Origin of the sequence: Mesorhizobium sp. M0051, assembly GCF_040323235.1 — a bacterium.
Classification (GTDB): Bacteria; Pseudomonadota; Alphaproteobacteria; order Rhizobiales; family Rhizobiaceae; genus Mesorhizobium.
The window spans coordinates 89398-111444 of the sequence record NZ_JAMYUT010000018.1 but is presented as its reverse complement, the minus strand read 5'-3'; the positions used below and the strand labels follow the sequence as shown (position 1 = coordinate 111444).

Annotated in this window: 18 protein-coding genes and 2 pseudogenes; 7 read left to right on the top strand and 13 right to left on the bottom strand. The window is 58.1% G+C overall.

Annotated features, from left to right (window positions below):
- Positions 1 to 330: 330 nt before the first annotated feature.
- On the bottom strand, positions 331 to 597 hold the full coding sequence (locus NKJ90_RS19560) for a transposase (protein ID WP_502904926.1): 267 nt from the start codon (positions 595 to 597) through the stop codon (positions 331 to 333).
- Between NKJ90_RS19560 and NKJ90_RS19555 the strand changes: the two genes are divergently transcribed.
- The 5 genes and pseudogenes from NKJ90_RS19555 (at position 584) to NKJ90_RS19535 (ending at position 8373) form a co-directional block, all read left to right on the top strand.
- On the top strand, positions 584 to 1816 hold the full coding sequence (locus tag NKJ90_RS19555) for a 4-fold beta flower protein (RefSeq protein WP_502904925.1): 1233 nt from the start codon (positions 584 to 586) through the stop codon (positions 1814 to 1816). The two genes, NKJ90_RS19560 and NKJ90_RS19555, sit on opposite strands and share 14 nt — an antisense overlap.
- A gap of 682 nt (positions 1817 to 2498) precedes the next feature.
- A pseudogene (gene istA, locus NKJ90_RS19550) lies at positions 2499 to 4047 on the top strand (IS21 family transposase).
- Between the two features lie 16 nt (positions 4048 to 4063).
- Positions 4064 to 4831 (top strand): IS21-like element helper ATPase IstB, encoded by a 768-nt coding sequence (istB, locus tag NKJ90_RS19545; protein WP_352486616.1) that lies wholly within the window; start codon positions 4064 to 4066, stop codon positions 4829 to 4831.
- Positions 4832 to 5236: 405 nt separating this feature from the next.
- Complete coding sequence (locus NKJ90_RS19540; RefSeq protein WP_352486583.1) at positions 5237 to 5686, top strand: ATP-dependent DNA ligase; 450 nt, start codon at positions 5237 to 5239, stop codon at positions 5684 to 5686.
- 2531 nt (positions 5687 to 8217) lie between these two features.
- A complete protein-coding gene (locus tag NKJ90_RS19535; RefSeq protein ID WP_352486582.1) occupies positions 8218 to 8373 on the top strand; it encodes a hypothetical protein in 156 nt (51 codons plus the stop codon).
- 191 nt (positions 8374 to 8564) lie between these two features.
- Here the strand turns inward: NKJ90_RS19535 and NKJ90_RS19530 are convergent.
- The 7 genes and pseudogenes from NKJ90_RS19530 to NKJ90_RS19500 all read right to left on the bottom strand — a co-directional run.
- Positions 8565 to 8762 (bottom strand): annotated as a pseudogene (locus NKJ90_RS19530) (MucR family transcriptional regulator); the annotation flags it as partial.
- A gap of 897 nt (positions 8763 to 9659) precedes the next feature.
- A complete protein-coding gene (locus NKJ90_RS19525; protein ID WP_352486581.1) occupies positions 9660 to 10307 on the bottom strand; it encodes a hypothetical protein in 648 nt (215 codons plus the stop codon).
- Between the two features lie 28 nt (positions 10308 to 10335).
- Positions 10336 to 13419 (bottom strand): HsdM family class I SAM-dependent methyltransferase, encoded by a 3084-nt coding sequence (locus NKJ90_RS19520; RefSeq protein WP_352486580.1) that lies wholly within the window; start codon positions 13417 to 13419, stop codon positions 10336 to 10338.
- Complete coding sequence (locus NKJ90_RS19515) at positions 13416 to 13955, bottom strand: hypothetical protein (protein ID WP_352486579.1); 540 nt, start codon at positions 13953 to 13955, stop codon at positions 13416 to 13418. The genes NKJ90_RS19520 and NKJ90_RS19515 overlap by 4 nt, the downstream gene beginning before the upstream one ends.
- 136 nt (positions 13956 to 14091) lie before the next feature.
- Positions 14092 to 14478, bottom strand: a complete 387-nt coding sequence (locus NKJ90_RS19510; RefSeq protein ID WP_352486577.1) for a hypothetical protein — start codon at positions 14476 to 14478, stop codon at positions 14092 to 14094.
- A gap of 321 nt (positions 14479 to 14799) precedes the next feature.
- Complete coding sequence (locus NKJ90_RS19505) at positions 14800 to 15807, bottom strand: DUF8626 domain-containing protein (RefSeq protein WP_352486575.1); 1008 nt, start codon at positions 15805 to 15807, stop codon at positions 14800 to 14802.
- Entirely contained in the window at positions 15807 to 16256 is a 450-nt protein-coding gene (locus NKJ90_RS19500) for a DUF3846 domain-containing protein (protein WP_352486574.1), read from the bottom strand. The genes NKJ90_RS19505 and NKJ90_RS19500 overlap by 1 nt, the downstream gene beginning before the upstream one ends.
- Before the next feature lie 927 nt (positions 16257 to 17183).
- Between NKJ90_RS19500 and NKJ90_RS19495 the strand changes: the two genes are divergently transcribed.
- Positions 17184 to 17462 (top strand): Y4lK-related protein, encoded by a 279-nt coding sequence (locus NKJ90_RS19495; protein WP_352486572.1) that lies wholly within the window; start codon positions 17184 to 17186, stop codon positions 17460 to 17462.
- 74 nt (positions 17463 to 17536) lie between these two features.
- Here NKJ90_RS19495 and NKJ90_RS19490 read toward each other — a convergent pair whose 3' ends face one another.
- Together NKJ90_RS19490 and NKJ90_RS19485 are read right to left on the bottom strand one after the other, a co-directional pair.
- The gene (locus NKJ90_RS19490; RefSeq protein WP_352486570.1) at positions 17537 to 18544 is read right to left on the bottom strand and encodes an RcgR family putative quorum lactone hydrolase; all 1008 of its coding nucleotides are present in this window, start codon (positions 18542 to 18544) and stop codon (positions 17537 to 17539) included.
- Positions 18534 to 20147 (bottom strand): RcgA family putative transporter, encoded by a 1614-nt coding sequence (locus tag NKJ90_RS19485; RefSeq protein ID WP_352486568.1) that lies wholly within the window; start codon positions 20145 to 20147, stop codon positions 18534 to 18536. Before NKJ90_RS19485 ends, NKJ90_RS19490 begins: the two co-directional genes overlap by 11 nt.
- 114 nt (positions 20148 to 20261) lie before the next feature.
- Between NKJ90_RS19485 and NKJ90_RS19480 the strand changes: the two genes are divergently transcribed.
- Positions 20262 to 20573 carry a hypothetical protein gene (locus NKJ90_RS19480; RefSeq protein ID WP_352486566.1) on the top strand — a complete coding sequence of 104 codons (312 nt, stop codon included), beginning with the start codon at positions 20262 to 20264 and terminating at the stop codon, positions 20571 to 20573.
- A 249-nt stretch (positions 20574 to 20822) separates the two neighbouring features.
- Here NKJ90_RS19480 and NKJ90_RS19475 read toward each other — a convergent pair whose 3' ends face one another.
- From NKJ90_RS19475 to NKJ90_RS19465, 3 genes are read right to left on the bottom strand one after another with little or no spacing between them, the layout of a single operon-like run.
- Positions 20823 to 20996, bottom strand: a complete 174-nt coding sequence (locus NKJ90_RS19475; RefSeq protein WP_292191162.1) for a hypothetical protein — start codon at positions 20994 to 20996, stop codon at positions 20823 to 20825.
- A gap of 24 nt (positions 20997 to 21020) precedes the next feature.
- A complete protein-coding gene (locus tag NKJ90_RS19470) occupies positions 21021 to 21437 on the bottom strand; it encodes a hypothetical protein (RefSeq protein ID WP_352486564.1) in 417 nt (138 codons plus the stop codon).
- 12 nt (positions 21438 to 21449) lie between these two features.
- Positions 21450 to 21989, bottom strand: coding sequence for a hypothetical protein (locus NKJ90_RS19465; RefSeq protein WP_352486562.1), 540 nt, complete (start codon positions 21987 to 21989; stop codon positions 21450 to 21452).
- Between the last annotated feature and the right edge of the window lie 58 nt (positions 21990 to 22047).

The window sequence follows — 22047 nt, the reverse complement described above, 5'->3', positions numbered from 1 at the left end:
GCTGCCAGTCTAACCGGCCAAGATGAGTTCGTAACAAAAACCCATAGGAGGCGAGGATGTTGATACAGAGGGCTCTAGTTGTATCCCTTTACATGATGTCTATCTATATCGTTGTGCGAGATGACGGAGCTCCCGGTGTACAAGACGACATTCCCATCGCGGCTGCTAAAGAGTATACGACGAACGACTTCAACAACGCCTTCGGAAGTCAAAGCTGGGCTCAGCAGAAGGCGAACATAATCAATGCATATTGCAGCGCGAACATGCGAGCCAACGCCACTGTTCAAAAGGTTGTCGATAAGTCGGGCGGACCGCACGGGGCAGCGGCACTTAAGATCGATTGCAATTGAAGTCGGGCCGAGCGAGACACTTTCGCGACAGGAAGCTCCCCGCCCAGTCAGGGCGAGTTGAGGCGAGGAGGAGCCAAGCTGTTGAGCTTTCAACGGTGGCCTCGAAATCCTTGGCGAGACGGCGGTTGCGACCGAACCAAGCGAAGGTGGGCTCAACAACCCATCGATGTGGAAGCACTTCGAAGCCGAGCACCTTTTTACTTGGACGACCGGAAACCCCGTTGGCTATCTGAATAACGGCAAAAATATACGACTATTCGGGGCGTTACAGAGGATGGTTCCAAGACGGCTGGCTCTTTGACACGGCTGGTGATCGGATGCTCTTCACCCCCGACTCATCGGGTGGCCCCTTGAAACCACTCAGAAAACTGAAGCCCTTAAATTTAGACAGCGTGGCGGATTGGTTGGCTTCTGTCGAGCTGGCGGTGAAACGCAGCGAAAAGGTCGAGGAAAGCTTGCCCAGGGAGGATGCGATGAGTTGGTCATTCCCGTATGCCACTAGGTCTCTAGGCCGTTTTTCAGTTCTAGCGTCGGCTGCTTTTGCCATGTGCCTGATCATGGCAGCCCCTACGCTGGCCCAAAAGACCAGCAAGACTGATTTCCGGCGAAACTATTCTGAAGCCCAGGCTTCCATTGCCAAAGGCGGCGGCAAAGTCGTCTCAAGCTCGTCGGCTTGGCTGAGAAAAAAGACCGCGATCTATGGAAAGGTTCGGTCGCTCAAGTCGTCGGAAACGATTCTTGCGCTTGCGGGGAGCGATGCCAAGGCGAACTCCATTCCAAAAGTCATCGGCGACGCGCCGAAGGGTTTTGGACAAACGTTGCCCTGGGACCCCGCGGATGAGGAACTGGCCGTTGTCGCCTTTGTGAACCCCGCCGATGTGCTGGGAATTCTCATCACCGGCGTGACCAAGGGTGACACGATTGAGGTCGTTTCCGCGTCCGGGATTGCGTCATATTCCGAGGACACCAAGAACGAAGGTGTAGCGGGCTTCATCGGTGTTGTCGGTGTGGGAGCAGGTATCGCTGCCACGGCATTCGGGGCGCCAGAAATCGTTCCCTTGGTCACCGCAGCTACGAAATACGCTCAGGAGCAATGGAAGGAAGAGAAAGTCAAAACGAAGAGGAGAGACGCGTTCGGAGTGGACCCAGGGAGTCAACATAAGGCGCGTCAAGAGGGCGGTATTCTGATTTCTATGCCTGCGGCCGGGGGGCCAATCACGAGTGGAAACAATGACCATCGTGAGAATTGGATCAAGGAGCCGGGCGACCGAGTGGCCAAGAACTACCCGCCCCAAGTGAAGAACGCGTTTTTCGTTACCCGTGATCGGCCGTCAGCGCGCGCCACGGTCGACGGCGACATATACATCATCGCCTGGGACCACAAATTCGAGGATAACTTTGGGTTCTATCGCGTCAATCTGCTACTCAAGCGGGGAGACACACCCGACCCAGGCGACGTCGACTGAGAACTAGCCGGCGACGACGCGAGCGGCTCGGATATCGGCTAAAAGTACTCATCGCCTCGCCCTCTTGCCTAAGCGCCTTGCACGATTTTGATCCGAAAGTTTGAGATAGGCGCGCCTGCAGGAGGGACCACGATGCTGACGCCCAATCTCAGGCTGCTTGGACGGCGAGCCAGGATCATTATGGTTTGCAAGCTACCATTTCGCCCACCGGACAGAGCCGGCCCACTTTCTAGCAGTTAGATCGTCTATGCACCCAGCAGCGACGAAAGCCTCCCATTCGGGTTGGCTGTGCGAAGCGGTCCACGCCTTCCAATGACGCAGATAGCTATTAAAGGGGCTCCGCAAACTAAAGCCTCTGAAAAACTAAGAGAATTGTCGCCGTTAAAGCCGTTGAAGTCCTCTAATTGGTCGAATCACCGATTCTGGCTCTGACCCGCTTGTGGGCATTGAGGCCATTTTGCCGGGCTTTTCAATTCGGGAACTATTTCAGCCCAAGCTAACTGAATCTGCGTGTTTCGGTTATTCCCGGACACCCTTCGCTAAATCCCGGACAGTGATTTCAGTAATTCGCGGACAGCGATTCCGCTAAATCCCGGACAGTTTTCGGGAGCGGATTTAGCGGTCGGTTCTTGGCTGCGCCGTTCTGGCAGTTTGGCCTCTCACGATGATGTTGAGAGGGGCCATGCCGAGACGGAAGCATGCGAGACGAACGAGCGTGAGGGATATCCAAGCGATCTTGCGCCTGACCCATGAGCAGGGTCTTTCGGTGCGTGAGGTGTCGGAACGGCTCAAGATCAGTAAGACGACAGTATCGACCTATTTGCTGCGGGCGCGGGAGGAGGGGCTGTCATGCTGGCCGCTGCCGCCGGGCCATGACGACGCGACGCTTGAGCGGCTACTGTTCGGCCGTGCCGGTCGTCCGCCGCAAGATCTGAGCGAACCGGACTTTGCGCTGATCGCCCGGGAGTTGAAGCGCAAGGGGGGTGACGCTGACGCTGTTGTGGCAGGAGTATCGCGCCGCCCATCCCGACGGCTACGGCTACACCTGGTTCTGCGAGCACTTCGCCGCTTTCGAGCGCCGGACGAGCGCGACATTCCGGAATCGGCATGCGGCGGGCGCGGTGATGCAGATGGACTATGCCGGGCAGACGGTGCCGGTGATTGATCCGGCGACCGGCGCCATTTACCCGGCGCAGATTTTTGTCGCGGTGCTGGGCGCCTCCAATCTGACCTTCGCCTTTGCCAGCTCCAGCCAAAAGCTGCCGGACTGGATCGAGGGCCAGGTGCGAGCGCTCGCCTTCTTCGGCGGCGTCACCAGAGCGATCGTGTGCGACAAACTGAAGGCCGGTGTCGTCAAGGCGCTGTGGTTCGAGCCGACGCTGAACGCGACCTTTGCCGCGATGGCCGAGCATTACGACACCACCATCCTGCCGACCCGCAGCCGCAAGCCGCGCGACAAAGGCAAGGTCGAGGGCGCGGTGCTGATCATCGAGCGCTGGATCCTGGCACGGCTGAGGAACCGGTCCTTCTTCTCGCTCGCCGAGCTCAACGCGGCGATCGCCGAACTGCTCGAGGAGTTGAACAACCGGCCGATGCGCCATGTCGGCCAAAGCCGCCGCGAACTGTTCGAGGAGATCGAGCGGGCTGCCTTGAAGCCGCTGCCGGCGGCACCGTTCGAATACGCCGAGTGGAAGTCGGCGAAGGTCCATCCTGACTACCATGTCGAGGTCGACAAGACCTTCTACTCGGCGCCGCACCGGCTGATCGGGCGCACCGTCGAGGTGCGGCTCACGCACCGAGTGGTCGAGATCTTCCACGATCACCAGCGTGTCGCCAGCCATGTGCGTCGCTCGCAGCGTTCCGGCCATGTCACCGTCAACGAACACATGCCCAAGGCGCACCAGCGCTACGCCAACACCACACCGGCCAGCCTGATCAGCCGGGCGGCAAGGATCGGCCCCAACGTCGCCATTCTGGTTGAGCGCATGATGCGCGACCGGCCACATCCAGAGCAGGGGTACCGCTCGGCCATGGGCATCCTGTCGCTGGCGCTGCGCTATGGGCCGGAGCGTCTCGACGCCGCCTGCGAGCGGGCGCTGCTGATCAACGCGATCGCCTACTCCTCCGTCACCGCCATCCTCAAAGCCGGCCTCGACCGAGCCAGCTCCGCAGAACCGGCAAAGCCGACACCCCAGCACGCCAACATCCGCGGCTCCACCTATTACCAGTGAAGGAAAGGAAGAAAGAATTCTCATGAACCCCACCCTCGACCAGATGCAGGCCCTCGGTCTGGCCGGCATGGCTGCCGCCTGGCGCGAACTGGCCGAACGGAACAACGCCAACGAGCTCAGCCGTGACGAGTGGCTCGGCCTGATGCTCGACCGCGAGGTCGCCATACGGGCCGACAAGCGCGTCCGGAACCGGCTCGCCTCAGCCAGGCTGCGCTTTCCCGAAGCCTGCATCGAGGACATCGACTTTGCCGCGCCGCGCGGGCTCGACCGGCGCAGCACCATGGCGCTCGCGCAGGGTGAATGGCTGAAGGCGCATGAGAACCTGATCGTCACCGGCCAGACCGGAACCGGCAAGTCGTGGCTGGCCTGCGCCTTCGGCCCGCAAGCGGCACGGCTCGATCATTCCGTGCTCTATGTGCGCGTGCCGCGCCTGTTCGAGGATTTGGCGCTCGCCCGTCTCGATGGCCGCTTTCCACGCCTCATCGACAAACTCACCCGCGCACAACTGCTCATCCTCGATGACTTCGGAACCCACTCCCTCACCGATCAACAGCGCTTCCATCTGTTCGAAATCGTCGAGGAACGCTATCGCCGCAAATCCACCCTGATCACCGCCCAGGTCCCAGTGGCCAGATGGCATGACCTGATCGCAGACCCTACCGTCGCCGACGCCATTCTCGACAGGATCGTTCACAACGCCCACCGCATCGTGCTCCAGGGGCGAAAGCAAAAAGCAGCGCCCCTCTTGACCGGCACCGAAAACGGCGAAATCAATCATCCATGAACGCAACAAGGCACCCGAGGACCAACGCCGCCAAACTGTCCCGACATTAGCGAACCAAAGTCCGGGAATTAGCGTAACCCCCCTGTCCGGCTTTTGCGAAATGCGCACTGAATCGCCGGTGGGGCTGGTTCATGCGTCTGAAGTTTGTCGAGCCGTTGATCCCGACTCTCGTGGAGAAGCCTCCAGAGGGCGACGCCTGGACTCACGAGGTGAAGTTCGACGGCTACCGCTCACAGATGATCGACGAGGATGGGACCCGGATTTACACCCGTCCGATGGCGGGGTCATCGTCCTAAACGAAGCTGGCCTTTCCGACTTCTCAGAACTGCGGAAGGCCATCACCCGCCGATCCTCTACTTCGTCGCCTTCGGTCTCTTGCATCTGAACGGCCACGACTTGCGCGGTATGGCGCTGGAAGAGCGGCGTGAAATCCTTGAGAGCATGATCCCCGCCAACATCCGCATCCAATTCAGCCAGCCGCTGACCGGCGAGGCAAAGGCGATTTATCATCTTGTCGACAAGGCTAGTCTCGAAGGCATGGTGTCGAAGCGCCGTGACAGCAAATATCGCAGTGGCCGCTCGACAGCGTGGCTGAAGACCAAGAGCTACGAGATCAACGAATATGATCTACTCGGCGTCGAGCGCGAAACCGGAAAGCCAGCGTTCGCCCTCAGGGCCGACAGGCAACCAGGGCGCTATGTCGGCTCAGCGTTCATCAACGCAAATCGCGACGTCCGCGAGCGGCTTTGGAAACGCGTTCAGGATCATCATCCTGGGACGCCGCCGAATGGTATGAAGCGACCGGCAACGCCGCGACGAGGGATAGTCCTCTTTGAACTGTCGTTCACCCCCTAGCCGTCCCTTCCCGATCAGGACTGCTTGTGGGTTTCACCACTTATCTTTGTAACTCCACTTACGCCCGGACCGGTCATATTTTCGAACCAACACTCTTTACCCGGACCGTATCCGTCGGGGGCGACGCAGTTGATATTCCGATACTCCCTGCTAGTTACCTGAGCACCATTAGAGAAGAAATACACAATAACTCGAATGCTCATATATCTATTTGGCTTTCCATTGCTTGCCTTAATGGCGACCGTTCCGTTTTGATTCTACCAAATATCTACAAACTGGCTGTCGTCATTCACAAAGGCGTGGGGTCTTGCGTCTTGCGCGTAGACAGTGCCAACGACGATACACGCAAGCGTCAGTACAACTGACCTAACTGCTGAACTAACCGCCATCTTCCTCCACAAACTTGCTGCAGTTCCGGCTTTATGGGCACGCACCCAGTCGAAAGCAAGGGCAAGCGGTTTCATTAAAAGGGTACAGTCACTATCACGCCGGGGGCTGACGGGCTCGGCGCTTGGGACGGATTAGTCGGCCCCGTGTTTGGGTTGGTACCGGGCTGCTGAGCGCCACCTGCCATACCTGGAGTGACCGTAGTGCTTTGAGGTATTGCCGCTGGCGGTGGATTGGGGGCTCCTGACGGTTGCGCACCTTGCTCGTCTGCAAGTGATACCGACCCAATGAGAGTCGCCGCTAGTGCCAATATTATTGCTCTTGCCGTCATGGTTTTTATCCCCTTCTGGTCAGTAGCCTATGTCACGTTTAGCTGCGCATCCAAGTTAAGCCGTTATAATCTCAATCGAAACTTCTCTTGGTTGCTTGAGAGCAACATAATATACCATAGTACGAGCGCGGGGGCAAATTTCCCTTGAAACAGACCAGGATTTTGTACTTTTTGAACGCAGAGGTGAGACAGGAGACATAAATGGCCGTGGCTAAGAAGGATCAGGAGCGCATCTCATACGCGTGTAGGGGCAACGCCGTCGGGCGACTTCTTTCGGCATCGAACGGCAGCCCCCGCTGCGCATTCTTGCGGGCATCCAGTCCCAGACCGAACTGCGGATGTTTTATGGCCGCACGCGTTCTGGCTTGGGCAGTGCCATCGGCTCTCTCATCGGCACCTCATAATTATCGCAGTTCAGAGAAATATCGAAGCTCGATCCGCCGGCTGTTATCTTTCTAAACCAGTATGTGGCGTCTTCGACGTCAAAATACCTATCCGCGGAGCTGCTACCTTCCCATGCATAACTGCCGTCTATAAATCGCGCGTAATAGTAAGCTACCCGGTTTTCAGTCACAACTGTCCGATGAGACATGGTCAACTTATGAGATTTTGTATCGGGCCCTGCGACTTTCCACCAGTATTTCGTCACCCACTCGCCGTTTATCTTTTTGTATCGGATTGCTAGGTTGAGCGATTGACTGCATGTGTTCTTAGTAGAGAATGTATATTGACTCGGCGCTTCTTCTGCAGGTGGCTCTGGGCTTCGCGGACTAGTAGGCTGGGTCTGACGAGGCGCGGGGGTGTCAGCCGGTTTTCTCTTGGGCGGCACGCCGTGAGCTGTTGCCGTATATGTACCTACGAGATTCTTCATGCACCCATAGATACCATTGAAGCCAACACTTAGCAGTACTTCCGATGAGTGTGCGTACACTGTTGGCGCGTGGCCCCCGGCGCCAGTACTTATCGTTACCAAATAATCGCTACGATTTACAAATGTCATGCAGCCATTTTGCTTAGTGAGAGAAATATACTGACAGCCGCTCCCCGAACAAACTTGGGCTCTAACAGTTGTTGTTATGCTAATTAAGGCCAGCAAAGAGACGATCCCCACCACTGCAGCAACGCGGCAATCGACTAGCTTGCTCATTTGATTTCGCATGGTCCATCGGCAGCGCACCGACTCCAATCGCTGAAGTCGTCATCAGCGGAAACGCCCGGATCCGTTGTTCTTCGCCAGCACACATCTTCGCCATTGGTGCCGGTGCCCGGAAATGTCTCAGAATAGCCGGATTGCATATCCGATATCCGTTTGATTGCGTCGTTCGCTCCGCAATCATCGTTCCGCCCCTGAGGAATCTCGACAGGCGGCAAAACATCCCAAAGATTCATAGAGAGGGTTACATCTGCGCGGGCGGCCCCGTGCATAAGTACAAGCGCGAAAACCATGGTGACGGCAAACCACAACAAGCGCACGGTGGGCCCCTTTTTAGCGAATTCTTATATTAATCCATTCCGGTCCGCTAGAAAAGTAGGTTGCGTTCTTTCGCTTCGGCTTTCTGTTTTGCGAATGCCGTCAGCAATTCGCGTCGTTGGTCTGCCACCGTCCGTCATCACCGGATAAAAGATTCCACGACCCTGCTTGACGGGCAAGGAATTTGTTCCTTTTCCGTTCTCATGGCGCACGGTCCGATCGACACTCTGGGCAAGGCGACCAGGCACAACATGCTTGTGAAAGCCGAGTGCAGTTGCGGCAACGTCCGCTCCTGTCGATCAGCCGATCTGATGATGGTCTATGGGGGGCGGTGTCGATCCGATGAAGCTGAAATTCCACTGCAACCGCTGCAAGCCGCAGATCAAAATTACGCTTCTCGAGGTCCACCCTGAGCACCTGCCGAAGCGCCTGATGATCCACAAGCCGATGAAGGTCGACGGCAAGACTGTCTGGGACGCAGAGCGATTTCGCGGGTAGGCACGTCTTCAACGACCCAGCACCGTCCCGACTATCATCTTGTTAATGCCCCCAGTTGCACACCACTACGGATATGCGATGCATCCCATCATAGGTGCCTGCTCGAAGATTCTCTGGAACTGCACTGAAAAAGAGCTCGCTGAGCGGAAAGCAACAGCTTCGTGCAAACGTCGTTCACGACATGTGCAGCCTTACGAGGCCTTTGCCTTCCGCTTGGCGGGTACCTTAATAGGTGCGGCCTTCCTACCAAGACCGCTCGATTTCGCCAGCGCCGATCGTTGCGCAGCGTAGTTCGGAGCGACCATCGGATAGTCCCGCGGCAAACCCCACTTCTCACGGTATTCATCGGGCCTCAGTCCGTAATGGACGTTGAGATGGCGCTTCAGCGACACGACCAGACTGCGCAAACCTGACCAACTGCGCCTGGTCGGGCGCTATGGCAGCGGGCCTGTCACAGACGCGCTGATCAATGACAGCCTTTGCGGGCAAAGACCCGACGACGTCTGTCGCGTATTGTGCGTTCGAGACGCTTGGCGATCGAGTTGGACCCGAGCATCGGTTTTGGTTCGACCTGTTTCTAAAGCTCGCAAAATCGGATCACGTGGGTTGGGCATAGGGCTCAACCTAAGTTCTCCGAGTCACCTCGATGCTCCCCACAAAACCAAAAAGTCTGCCTGGCCATGTGGGAAACCCCAGCCGCCCCTTGGCCCGCTGTCGGTCGACAGTGGATCGGCCGGTGCTGACCAGCGGTGCCGGTCGGAAAATAGCTTTCGACCTCAACCATCTGACATGTTCATTCGGTTTCGCCGTTTGGTTTTTCCTCACGCTTTTTGTACGGTCCGCGCTTTCCCGGCTTTGGCGCACGGGGTCCATTCTCCGTATTTGTTAATCGCAGCGTCGATCGCCTCGGCCTCGGCCAAGAACTCCCATCCTGTAATGATGTCGTGAATTCTCACGTTAACCTCCTCAAACCTGCCCAGGGAAATCTAATGCTTGGACGATCCAGCGTCACCCCTGCCTTTCGAGAAGTCACGTCAATCGTGATGGAGGCCGATTAGTACAAGGCAACTGGGTCTTGGCCGCCCCATCGTTTATCGAGAAATGAGGCAAATGGGCATCAGTCGGCCGGCGAAGAACATTTCCGACGCTTTTCAAACTCTCGCTCCGGGGAAACTTCAAGGGCAAATCCTGACCCGAAGCCGGACAAATCCGAGATGATCGGCAACTCGCTGTGAGATTCGCCAACATTGCCTTCGCGCGGAAAAGCTCACAGTCCGTCAGAAATGTTAACTACCTGGTCCATCTTGATTGTGCGCTTGGACAAGCAGGGCCGGCGCGGCCGGCAACATGTCGATGAATACATGCTTGATCCGGATGGCGTGGCTGCCGTTCTGGATCAACGCACCTTCCAGAACGGCAAGAGAGAGCGCGTGCGCCGCTTCGGGCGTCAGCCCTGCGGAGTCGCCATATATCTTTCGTATCCGACCATCGACCGCGTCGATGACAGCAGAAGCGGGGAGCGCGAGCACATAGCCAAGCATAAACCCCCAGTCGTGTCCGGCGGCATACTGGCCTGTTACGAACCGATCGACGCCCTTGGTGACATAGCTTCCATTCAGCGTGGCGTCGCCAGCCCGCACCCGCTTGCACTCGACGGCGACATAGGCGTCCTCGTCGCCGAACTGGTGCAAGAACTGCAGGGTGATATCGATCCGGCCAAGAATGGTCGGGTCCGTGGTCGCCATGTCTTCAAGCTCGTGCTCACCCCGCACCTGAAGGTTGGTAAGGCCGAGCGATTTTTTGACCCGACGCACCGCCTTTCGGACGACCATCGTTGTCGGAACTTCGAGCATTCCGGGCGTCAGATGATGCCTGGCCTCGTTGCACCCGCGGCAAAGGAGATCGAGGACGGTGGCGATCTGGTCGCCAGACAAGGCGAACGCGGGAAGACCGACCGGGAGGTCAGGTGTAAGCAACGGCATCCCGCCTCCGCAACCAGTGGTCGGCGAGGATGACGTCTGCATCGTTCAGACCAGCTGTCCGGGTCCAATACCGGACTTCCGTCGGCTTCAAAATGAAGAGATCGTTCGCGCCGTAAAGCCGTATTTGCCGTCGCTCATTGAGATATGGCGGAATGTCTGCATCCAACTGACCCCGCAGCATCGCCGCCAAGGCGTCGAGTTCGGCCGGATTGCCCTCACGAACGGACGGTTCGTGTCCGGGGCCGCCGTCGACCATGACGAAGCGGACGGCGGTCACACCTGGAACCCCGGTGGCGAGGTCACCCTTGCTCAAGCGCATCGGGTAAATGACGGCCTCAAGCCGGCGCTCGTTGCGCGCTCGAAGGTAGGCATCGACCGTTCGCGCGACCTCGCCCGCATAATCTCTCAAACTTGAGGCGTCAGGGGACTTGACGAGTTGAATTCGCTCGCTGCGGTTTTCGAAGATGAGGTAGCGGGCGCGCGCTACGCTGTCCCGGGCCAGAGTGCGTTCGTCGCAATCAAGTCCATAAAGTTCGAATACTGCATCGTCGAGTTGATTCAAACATGCCTGATCATCGGGAGATAATGCCGCTCGCTTCTCTGCTTCAACGACGGCTTCGATGACATCATCATCAAGGTCGCCAATGAAGGGCATTCGCAGCGACAAGAGGTCGTGTGGCTCGACGGTTGGTCGTTCGAGACCCCAAGTCGGTCCGCCCAGCGCGAATTGAAATGCAGTCAGACTCGAGTTCATCACTCCGGACAGGAGATATGCAAAACGCGATTCGCTGTTGGCGAATGAGATGCCGAAATAGCCTTGGGTATAGAGCGCATCCTGATCGTTCACGGCGGCGCTGTATCGTCCCCGCTGGGCGCCAGCGTCCGATCCCACCTTGGAGCAAAGAAGGAGCGGCCCGCGAAATATCGATCGACTCCGAACTCTGTGCAAGGTCTCGTGTTCGAACTTGTCAAGATTTCCGGCTTGGAGGCGGAACGGCGTAAAATTGTCCGGCGTGACCACAGGGAGTCCGGCATAGTCCTCGGGACTCTCCGTTTGACCGATGCCCTTGACCTTGAACCCTTGCCCTCGATTTACGCGCCGCTCGACGCCAAGTTTTGTCAGCACTTCATCAAACGTGGGAAACTCGCGTTCGAGCCTCTCAACAAGCCAGCCATCGCGAACAGTTCCAAAGGTGGCCGCCTTTAGGAAAGGTGGTGTTGCGAGCACTTTTTTGAGCGGCACCGAGCGGATTTCGCCGGGCCCGAGATGAAACACGCCTGTCCGCCGGAAATCCGGTGTCCAAGGAATCGACCCGACGAGCATGCGCTCAGCGTCGGGTCCAAGGGCACACCGTGCGAAGAAGAGCAGCGCCGGACCAATCGCGTCCGGGAACAAGTCTTCGCGACGAAGGTAGGAGAGGTTGATCAACGCGACGGGCGCGAGGCGCTCCAATAGATAGTTCCGCGCCGCCACGGCGTGGGTGTCTTTGGAAAAGAAGGGGGTAGCTTTCATTACCATCCCGACGCGACCGCCGTCGCCGGCCAAGTTCGCGCCGAGCGCCAGGAAGGCTTGGTCGGGGCTTCGCCTTGGCCGCAAGGTCGAGGTTTCGGAGGTGCGTCGCTTTTGCGCTCCGCCTTCCTTCTTGACGAATGTCCAGGGAGGATTGCCGACGACGGCATCGAAGGTTTTGCTGATGATCTGGGTCGGAAGATTGTCGCCGAGCGAGTCCGCCTCGAACAGCGTCGTATCGATCAGACGATCGAATTTGAGGTCTCGGATGTCGCTGACCGGCTCGTCGTCGAGCTCCAGCGCAGCCAAATAGAGACTGAACGCCGCGATGGCTAAGGCCGCGCGATTAATGTCGATGCCAAAGAGCTGAGTGTAGAGAATTTGGCGGACGACCTGCCGGCTAGCCGGTTTGCCGTCAGACGCGCGCCATACCAGGCGTCGGAACGCCTCGACCAGAAAGGCACCCGACCCGCACGCCGGGTCGATGACTGTCGCGTCCGACGAAAGACCCTCGAAGACAGGATCGAGTGTGAGGTGCACAAGCTCGATCGGCGTATAATGAAGACCCTGGGACCGAGCCTCGTCCGCCGCACTGGTGCGGGCAAACTGCTGGTAGATCGAGCTGACGAGATCGACCGGAATGGCATTGAACCGGAATCTGAAAAGACGTCCCTGCCCATGGCGCTCCGGGATCAGGCTCCGACCTTCGACGAAGTCGCGGATCAGCTCTAGGTGCTGAGGGGTAAGCTGCTCCCGCTCAGCACCAGGGTCGTCCATTGGAAACAGATCGCCGTTGAACGTCGTGCGCAGCCACTCGAACAATGCAAAAGCGTTGGTTGGCGTCGCGAACATCGCGCTCAAGTCCGCAGGCAAGTTCGATGGCAGGAATGGCTGAGCAATTCCTCGATCCAAGAGATACCAGGTGAAGATGCAGCGACCGATGAAGCGCTGCGCGATATCGCGGGCGTGGGCCAAAGCGCGGTCGGTTTGTGGTTCGCCAAGGGCCGTAAGGCGATCCTCAAGGGAGCTGATTTCGGACAGCAGTTCGCGATCGACCCGATGCCGGCGATCTATTTTGGATCCTATCGCGCTTGACCAGAATGCACCCGTCTCAGTGGCAATTCGACCGCACTGGGCATCCAACGCCCGCAGACGATCGCCGGACTCAAGGACGAATCGGTCCAAGGCCTGCGGTGCTTGGCCCGCTTGCCCTTCGGTCTGCTCGGGTGAGGCATAACAATCGTAAAGCCGGACATCCGTAGGCGTGACGATCCACAAAAGCGGGGCGACGCCGACGTTCCATGCCGCTTCGTGCCACCGGCGGAGGTCCTCATCGGTAGGTTCCGCGCGCCCAGAATCCTTGAAGATGCTGGTGGGAGCGTTTTGAGCCGAGAAGACGGCGTCCGCATTCAGGCCGACCCGGTCGTCTGAGAATATGGCACGCATCTTAGCGGCGCGAAGGTCGTCGGCTGGTACGAACCCAGGCGCCGGTCGGCCGTTGGGACCGAGATAGCCTGTCGCTTCCAGCGCTTGTTTGAAGGCCGCGCTCGTCACGCCAACCTCCGGCCTGGGTTCGAAGTAGCAGCCTGTCGTTTGGTAGGCCTCAGGCCGCCCGAGGCATGGGGCGGATCGATCGAACGCGCAGGGAATAGCTCTAACTGGCCGGATGACAGCACCGGGCGGGGTAGAGAGAAGCCAATCGACAGGGTTTCGAGATGCGGCTCAAGCCGAATGATTACGGCATCGTCATTAAGCGGCGTACCGTCAGCATCCTCGATGAGAGCCCAGTCATTGCCGCCTTGGAGTCTCAGTGCCTTGCCCCAAAGGGCGATAAATGATGTGCGCCGAAGACCGCTCTTGAGGCTGCCGAATAGGTTTCGATGTGGCTGCAGCTCCAGATGAAACCGATCTCGAAGCGTCACGGCGATCCGAAGTAGAAGGATTGTCTGCCAGGTAAAGCCGGCAGGTGATCCTTTCCCCTTGGGTGGGAAGTCCGCTGGGATCAGCGCACGACGGCTCGTCCATTCTCGCAGCGTTGCCGTGGAAAGCCCCGTGAGCACCGTCGCGTTAGGTGTTGTTACGAGTCGCATAGCCATCCCATCAGATCGAGTCTTGTACCCGATCTCGCCTTAGAGAATGGGTAACATACCCGATCTCTAACCTGGACGCGACCGTATTGCCGCATTAAGGCGCGGACGTCTAACTTAGACGACGCGGAAGCCGGTCCTATCCCGTCCACATCGTCGAGCGGAGAAGAGCCTGCATGTGCTCTGTCAGGTCGAGCTCACCGCGCGCCTCGATCTTCAAAAGATATCGGGCTTTGGCCCGGCGATCACCTTCCCTGACCGCAGGATAGGCGCATACAGCCAGCAGCGCCCTTTCCTCAGTCCGGCTGGCTCTGTCGTGGTCGCGGTTACTGCAGTCCATTTCGTGGATTGCCGTGCCGAACGCCGCGTACGTTGCCTTATGCGCCTTAATCAGCGCCCGCAGATCGCGGGACGGTTCCCGGTCCCGGCGTCGCGGCTTTGTGGCGAGAGCTGTTGCCGCAACCGTCGAGGCGATAACGGCGCTGCCGGCGTTGAGAAGCAGGGCTCGGCGATTGATCCTGGACACGGTAAACCCTCCTCTCCACTTCATGGCAGGCTGCCAGATCGGTGTCGCAACACCGACCGGCCGTGCTCTCACCGTAGCACGACTGTCGGCGCATTCATGTCAGGATGGATGGCACCAATTGGCCGCATTGCAGCCAAGGCATGGCTGGCGCGACCGCGCAGACCGGGCATCTCGCGAAACTGTTCGATCGACTGTTTCCCCTCGGTATCGCCTCCAAAGAACGGATCGCCATTCCCGAAAAATCTATAACTTCGAAGATTGCTGGCCCTTGTGCCGTGGTCATGGTGATGCTCCGTCTTCGCATGGATCATGGGGCACCGCTCACGCGGTGCCCTCGGCGGTGATGGCTTTCATCACCCGTTCGGCCGCCCATCGTCCGGCCTCGTTAAGATGGCGCTGCCACGCGCCTTGCGACGGCGACCAGCGAAAGCCGTTGGCTTTCAGCGCCCGCCTTGTTGCCTCGTCGGGCTTGGCCGGGAAGATCATCTGAATGCGCGCCATGCCGACGTTTTCGATGATCTCGACTACTCCGATTCCGGTCTTGACGGTCTGACTTTCGTTTCCCCGCTCCTGCATCCTCGCCAGTGATTTCAGTCGCGAGTGCAGGCGGCGGATTTCGGCCCGGTTGCCCGACGTGTCGAAACCGCGTTTCCATTGGCAGTCGGCCAGCACGACGCCGCGCACGGCGATCGCGGCCGACATGCCCGTTTGCGCGACCACAGCCTTGATCATGGCGGCATCGTCCGAGCCGTCCTTCTCCATGCGCCGGATGATCGCATTCGCCGCCTTGGCCTTGTTGATGGAGAGCGCCAGCGCCTCGATCTTGGCCTTGATCTTCTCGACGGCAGCGGGATCTCCCGAGCGGATCGGCTCGTCATCCGCCCCATGCGGTAAGGCTTTCCGCTTAACGGCCTTGCGGGCTGCGACCGGATGCGCGCCCAGATCGGCACGGCGGGCGTCTGCGACCTTTATGCGCTTTTCGTTGCGGGCGACGGGAAAGCGTGCGGGGCCGGTGATGAACCAGTTCATGCACCGTCCTTCTGCCGCCCAAAACCGCCGAGCCAAATCAATATGACGCCGCGCGAACGCCTCAACCTCGGCGACGCCATTAAACTCGGGCGTAATATCGCCCTTGCCGGCCAGGTCCTCGACATAGGCCGCAAAGTCATTGAGACGCGCTGCAAGCTCGTCGAGCTCGATATTTGCGCGCCGGTCCGGAAAATGGGTGAGGGCGCCGAACTGGTGTTCGATGGACTTCGCCGCGATAATCGCGGCGAAGCCTCCAACGGAGACGACGAGCGTCCCGTTTTCGACAATGGCGACTGTCATCACGCCTCTCCTTCCACAATGGTAGGAGCGCAGCGCTCGATGCGAACCTGCAAGCCCATCAACACGCCTGCGATGATAAGCCCTCCCGCAGTCGCTTCGTTGCCGGTCGCAAACACGGGGTCCCGTACCGGGCGACAGCACTTGAAAAAGGCCGCTGCATCTTCAACGCTGATCAAGGGGGAGGCGTAGAGCTCGCATCCATCGCCGCCGACGAGAACGATTTTCCCGGCCAATGGCTGCGGGTAGCCTTCAAAAATGGTGAAGGCGCTCAGCCCTTCGCGCAACCCCTCCTCGTCGACGAACAGGGAATGCCGTTCATCGAAGCGCACAACCTCGGTCATTCGGCAGCCGATCAGGTCATGCAGCGGTTTGTAGCTGTTCCCGGCCGGAAACTCGACCGCGCGAAAAATCGTCGTTTCGGGGTCCAATAGGTAACCGGTCTGTTTCATGGTCTAGCCCTTTCTTTCTCCGCGAAGCGGTCTTGCTCTTGCCCGACGGGCAGGAGCCCGCTCCTGCTGCCGAGCTCGTGCGGAACAGCGGGAGAGAGGGAGGCAAGGGAAAAAGTGGAGGGGGTTCGCCCGCCCGCAGGCGAAGCCGGAGGGTCGGCGCTGATCCGCGCATGCGGATCGACGCCGATCCTGCACGGAGCGCGGCATGGGCCGCGCGGAGGAAGGACGGGGAGACCGCTTTTTCGCTTGCGAGGGAGAGAGGGCGGAGCCCTCTTTCCCTCTCTCAGCTAATTAACGTCGGCCGTAATCGCGGCCGTCATTCTGAACTGAAAGGAGCCGTCGCCGGCTTACGCCAGGACGGCTCCCCCGCGGTGTATGACAAGAAGGGCTAGCGACTTGTCATCACCAACTCAGAGCTATCGTGCGGGGCGCACTATGCTGAATTTGCTCCACGCCGTAAACGGCTGATACCGCCAATTTGGTTCACTGATGATGACGATCCGGCTGGAAAGCAGCCTGCACGAGCGATCGTTACCCGAATGGGCGGAGACCGGTTGAAAACCGGGCGCCGTGCCGCTAGGCATAGAGCGCGGCCACGAAGCGGCGTGCCCTAGACTACCGCACCAGATGCAGTTGTCAGGGGCAACTGCTTACCCATTTCGGCTACATGCGGTTGAACAGATTATATTGGACAAGGGGCCAATTGGCACGGGATATGGCAGGACCATCATTCGACGACTGGATAGATCAGCTTGGCTTGCGCGAGGTCCGGGATCCTCACTTCGACAAACCGCCCTATCGCAAGCTCCGTTCGGCAATCACACGCTCAGTGTAGACATCGAAAAGGAGATCAGCGCCAACCTTCGACGCGGCTGGCAACATCGGAAAGGGAAGGGTGCAGTTATGAGGGCAAGAAACAGAAGGCTCATGAAGACAAGCGAAATCCCAGCATTCGTTGATGAGGTGATCAAGACGGGCTGCGATATCTGCGCTGTCGGCCACGATAAATACGTCTTCGGGGACGCCGACCTATCGCCGAGTGAATTGCAATTTGCATTGCCGGAGCTGGAGCGGATCGAACAGACCTACGGCGATCGAGATTTCTTGATACGAGAGATCGCCGCCTATTTGCGCTCGATTGGCCGCTATCTCGAGGTCGGTTCGTCAGCGAAGCACTGGTCGGCGAATACGAAAACTCGCCAATGATCGCGCGGGGAAATGGGCCAGATGTAGATTTCCAAATCTTTGTGGCCGAGTTGTCAGTAGACGACAGAAACCGCTCAACGGCCGCGTCTTAGTAACCGCTTCAAGCTCAAACCGGCCAACAAAATGTAAGGTGGCATGGCGAGCGAATAGTGACCACAGTTTAACTCTAAAATATTTGGCCTAGCCCCGGCGCCCTTCAGCCTCTGCATGAACCTCTCCGATAGCGCTGGCAACACCACTTTGTCTCTCTTAGCCAACACAACCTGAAGATCGAGATCAGGCCGTGCCAAACTATGCGCGTAATTCTCCAAGTTAAGTGGACCCCAGGCCCTTCTCAGATCGGTCAGCTCAATCTCAGGCTCAAGGCTGGCGCGTATCGATCGTGTCGCGCGACCCGTCCAAACCATATCCGCTAGACTCCCCGCCGTCAGAAACAACGAGGCTTTTGACACAGCCAAGTCGTGTGCCGCGACTATGGCCGCTACCCAGGAACCTAAGCTCATTCCGAGAACCGAAATCTCTCGATAGCCTTCGCTTTTCAACCAACGGATGAGTTTTCGCCCATCCAACACTGCCTGCCTTACAGATTGGATCGTTCGACCGAGATTAGGGCTAAGCATATAGTCGGCGTGCACAGAGCCGGGACGGCTGCGTTCGAAGTGATAAGGCATAGCAATCTCGACAACCGTGATGCCACGCTGCGAGAAAAAGTTGGCAATCTGACGATTCCGGGCGCTTGCATTCCAATGGTGAAAAATCACCATCGCCTGATCGAACGACCGGCTTTCTGTGATTTTCGCCGAGACGACATTGTTCTGTTCGATATCAGTAGAAATGTCCGATGGAAATTTGAGCCACCCATCTAGTCTTTCAAAACCCTGATCACTCACACTCGGCTCGTCGAAAAAGGCTGGATCAGCCACGGCTTGGTCCGCAAGGGCACAGAACTCCTCGATACTTGTTATCTTCTTCGCACCTGGAAAGGCGCGTTCCGCGTCAAGGACGAAATCCGTTGGTTTCTTCCCTTCCTCACCGCGTCGCGCCCGCCGCTCATCCCAATGATCAAGCCAACTATGATACACTTTGATTGTTTCCTAACTTACTCGCTCGCCATCGCCCCAACCCTGGATCAAACAGGCCGTATATTGCGAGCAGCACTCCAACGCCCAGAAGGATCGAAAAGCCAGCAAATGCATCGATCAGCAAGTAGCCGGCCACGAGTAACGCGACGATCGCTGACATCCTCCACAAAGGCATACAAAACCGACGTTCGACACCTAAACGGATGCAGCCGTACATAAATACCACACAGGTCGAAATAGAGATAAGAAGGCTACTGTAATGGGTTGGCCTACGGTAGATGATCCCGGCGCTCACATCATTGTGCCCATAGAAGGCGCTAGACATATCGCCAACCAACCAAGACACAATATTCTCTCCACGCGATGTCAGGTAAGCACTCTGGAGCTTCATGACTATGGCGATCAGAAGCCCCAAAACAGTACACCGAAAAATCGTACGCATAACCCTGAGACTGGCTTCATGGAGCTCGTGTTGATAATCCACCTCGGGTCGATTACTCGCTGCTTCTGCAATACTCCAAAGGTCATGTATCACGGTATAAAGCAAAATCAGGCCTACAAAGAACAGATAGAAACAGAGGCACATATACAGGTAAGCGAGGCCCGTGAAAACGATCGCTTCCGGCACCGATATAACCTCAGGGCGCACAATCGCTAACGAGCCCCAGTCCGTCGCATAGTTGCCGCCCCCTTTGAGCAACGGGATTAAAGACACGCCGATCCACTGAAAAAGACCGGCGAACACCACACAAATCAAAAAAACCGCCCAATATGAATATGAAGAAGCTTGCACGGTGCGCGCCCAGGCATCGTCGCTTTCCATCTTGTCGCCCTGCGCCGCAAGCTTTGGGCGGCCTTCATCTTTCCAAAAGGTCACCAGCTCGGTCACGAAGGCAAAAAACAGTGGTAAAAACACCATGAAGACGAATGTCCAATTCGCCGTCCAGAGAAACCCGACCTGCTTGACGACGCCATCCGCCCGGCCATAGGTCACGCTGTGAATCCCCGTAAGATACGACAAAAACCCAAGAGCGGTGACACCCGCAAACACCGACGCCGGCAAATTCAGGGGAGATCCGCGACTAAAAAACGCCTCCGATTTCCTCGTCAAACCAAAGCGCCGGCTCGGCGCCTTGGGGTCAGTATCCAGTATCAGCTCTGCCGGGGAGTCTGTCTCGTCATCGATGGTCGCAGTCACTGCCGTATCTGGACTCTCCTGTGCAACGCTGCTTCCGGCTCTCTTCCATTCTCGTCTTTTGGCCGATAACCGCGATTGGGCCTCACTAAGCTCCATCTGCCATTCGCTAGTTGCGACCGGATCATCGCATCCAAGAATCCTCGCCAGCCAACGAATGTTGGCAGTGCTAATTCCCTTCTCGTTATCTTGAAACCAAAGCTGCACCGTTCGCAGATCGACCCCAACCCGGTTGGAATCAATCAGTGAAATCGCCTCTGCGAGAAGCTCGGGCGTCCATGGGCCTGCAGGAAACCCGTCCTTGCCCAATGGCCGACCAGCACCCGCCGCGGCCAACCGCTTGAATAATTCTTTGAAATCACTCTCGTCTCCCGGCGGAGGGAGAAATATTTTTTCATTCTTAATCAATGGCTTACAGGCGCTGCTTTCGTTTCGTTTCGCTAGCCTTCGTATCCTATCGTGCTCTCGTCCTTGATCAACGTTTTTATCAACTCGATTTTGGCCGGCACGGGAGAGGATCGAATGAAGGGACAGGCGGGTTTGTGGGATGTCGATGAACGCTATGCGCGGCTGGCCGACATAACCGAACGACATGTCGCGGCTCAAAGAGAGGCCAAAGCGTTCCGAGAGGCTGAGAAGGGGCCCGGGGCTGGCGACGTGATCGCCTTGGACGAGGCCGCGGCGCGGCGCGACGTGATTGGGTATCAGCCCACCGATCGCCGGGAATCCATCGGGAAGCTGGTATACATCGCGGCATATTTGATCGCGAGGCGGGAGCGTCTCGAGGAAAGGGAAATGGCGACGGTTATGGAGATGGCGGCGCCGTTTGGGTGAGGTGATCAGCCGTCATGGGGGTGCAAAAGCCCGTTGAAAACTTTTGCATGCCACAGGTGCTTAAAGCTCTGGTAGGCCGAAGCAGTCTTTAGAGGGACGTATCTTCGACGACAGCAACGGGTCGACTCCGGACATTCGGGACAGTTCTGGCCTAAAAATTCATGTACTGATTGATGGCACAACATCAAGGGAAAAGGCCCACCGCCCAGGCGGGCTCTTTTGTAGCGCAGACGTTTCCTTGATGGCCTGTCACAGCAAGTCAGGCCTTCCATGCACCAGGCGGATGAGTCCGGCCTGTACCGCGCCGGTGACGATTCCAAAAAGCAACGCAGCCAGCAAGTTCCAGCCGAAGCAGAGTGAGATGACGAAGCAAACCACCGCTGTTGCAAGGACCGTCACGTAGTCGAGAAACTGATCTTCCATAACGAACACCTTTCCCGTATCGGCCTAGAAGATTGTGGCAACCCATCCGCCGTTGGCTGCCTTTGCGAAGCCCACAACACGGTTGAGAGGCTGTGCCTTGGGCGACATCTTGACCGTGGTCATGCACGAAACGCCGGGGCCGTTGTTGTTTTTGTCGCACTGGCCAAGGGCAAGCGAGATCTTCGGCAGGTCGTTGCGATCCCAGACCAACGGTGAGCTGGATCGCGCGTTCTGATAGGCAGCCAGGGCCTCACCCTCTGACGGTTTCTCCACGACTGGCAGAGGACACAGTGAGGGATCCGCGGTTATCGCCGCCGTGAGCTCCGCCTTGGTGATGGCCCTTGCCTCGACAGTCGGGTGTGGAATTGCCAGCCAGGTTCCGCCGGCGCCGACCGCAAGGCCGACGCCGGCTGTTATGGCGAGGAGGGCGACATTGTTCATCGCTCTGACCCACTAGAGATTCAGATTGAACCAGTGGCGTTGCTTGACGCCCTGATCATTCGGAATGTCGAAGTACCAGGGGTCAGCGCGCCTCGGCCGCTGCGAGGAAATCTGCTTGATGCAAGAGTTTTCTCCGTCAGGGGCACGGTGGTTCAAGATCACGCCGGCTTGATGGGCGGGACCGTTTAGACCGGGGTGCGTTTGACAGGCGTTGACGGTCTTGACGCAACGATCCGGTGCGCCGCGATTTCCGTCCCGGCCATATTGGCTGTAGCCGATCTTGGTGCCGTCGGGGCAATCGGCATAGTTCTCACGACCCGGTGCACCAGCCTTTGCTTCGTTGCAGACGGGCCACGAGAAGCCAGGCTTCGACATGGCAGCAATAAGTTTGACCATCGGCGGGACGCAGTATTCCACGCCCTGCCAGGACGGGTTTTGCGAGGCTGCGCAAAGCAGGACTTGGCAGCCCCAGGATGCGTCTTGTGCCTTGGCCGCTGTGGCTGGAAGGAGCGCGGCGCCGGCGATGCCGGCGGCATAAATCAGGTGTCTCATGTCAGGCGGTCCTCTGATTATTGCGGGCGTCGCCCAGGCGACAGACGGTGTGTCGTTG

Coding starts and splice junctions, on each gene's coding strand:
- NKJ90_RS19540 (WP_352486583.1), top strand. CDS start 5,237: ATGGCGCTGGAAGAGCGGCGTGAAATCCTTGAGAGCATGATCCCCGCC.
- NKJ90_RS19535 (WP_352486582.1), top strand. CDS start 8,218: ATGAAGCTGAAATTCCACTGCAACCGCTGCAAGCCGCAGATCAAAATT.
- NKJ90_RS19515 (WP_352486579.1), bottom strand. CDS start 13,955: ATGCGACTCGTAACAACACCTAACGCGACGGTGCTCACGGGGCTTTCC.
- NKJ90_RS19505 (WP_352486575.1), bottom strand. CDS start 15,807: ATGACAGTCGCCATTGTCGAAAACGGGACGCTCGTCGTCTCCGTTGGA.
- NKJ90_RS19500 (WP_352486574.1), bottom strand. CDS start 16,256: ATGAAACAGACCGGTTACCTATTGGACCCCGAAACGACGATTTTTCGC.
- NKJ90_RS19495 (WP_352486572.1), top strand. CDS start 17,184: ATGAAGACAAGCGAAATCCCAGCATTCGTTGATGAGGTGATCAAGACG.
- NKJ90_RS19480 (WP_352486566.1), top strand. CDS start 20,262: ATGAAGGGACAGGCGGGTTTGTGGGATGTCGATGAACGCTATGCGCGG.
- NKJ90_RS19475 (WP_292191162.1), bottom strand. CDS start 20,996: ATGGAAGATCAGTTTCTCGACTACGTGACGGTCCTTGCAACAGCGGTG.
- NKJ90_RS19470 (WP_352486564.1), bottom strand. CDS start 21,437: ATGAACAATGTCGCCCTCCTCGCCATAACAGCCGGCGTCGGCCTTGCG.
- NKJ90_RS19465 (WP_352486562.1), bottom strand. CDS start 21,989: ATGAGACACCTGATTTATGCCGCCGGCATCGCCGGCGCCGCGCTCCTT.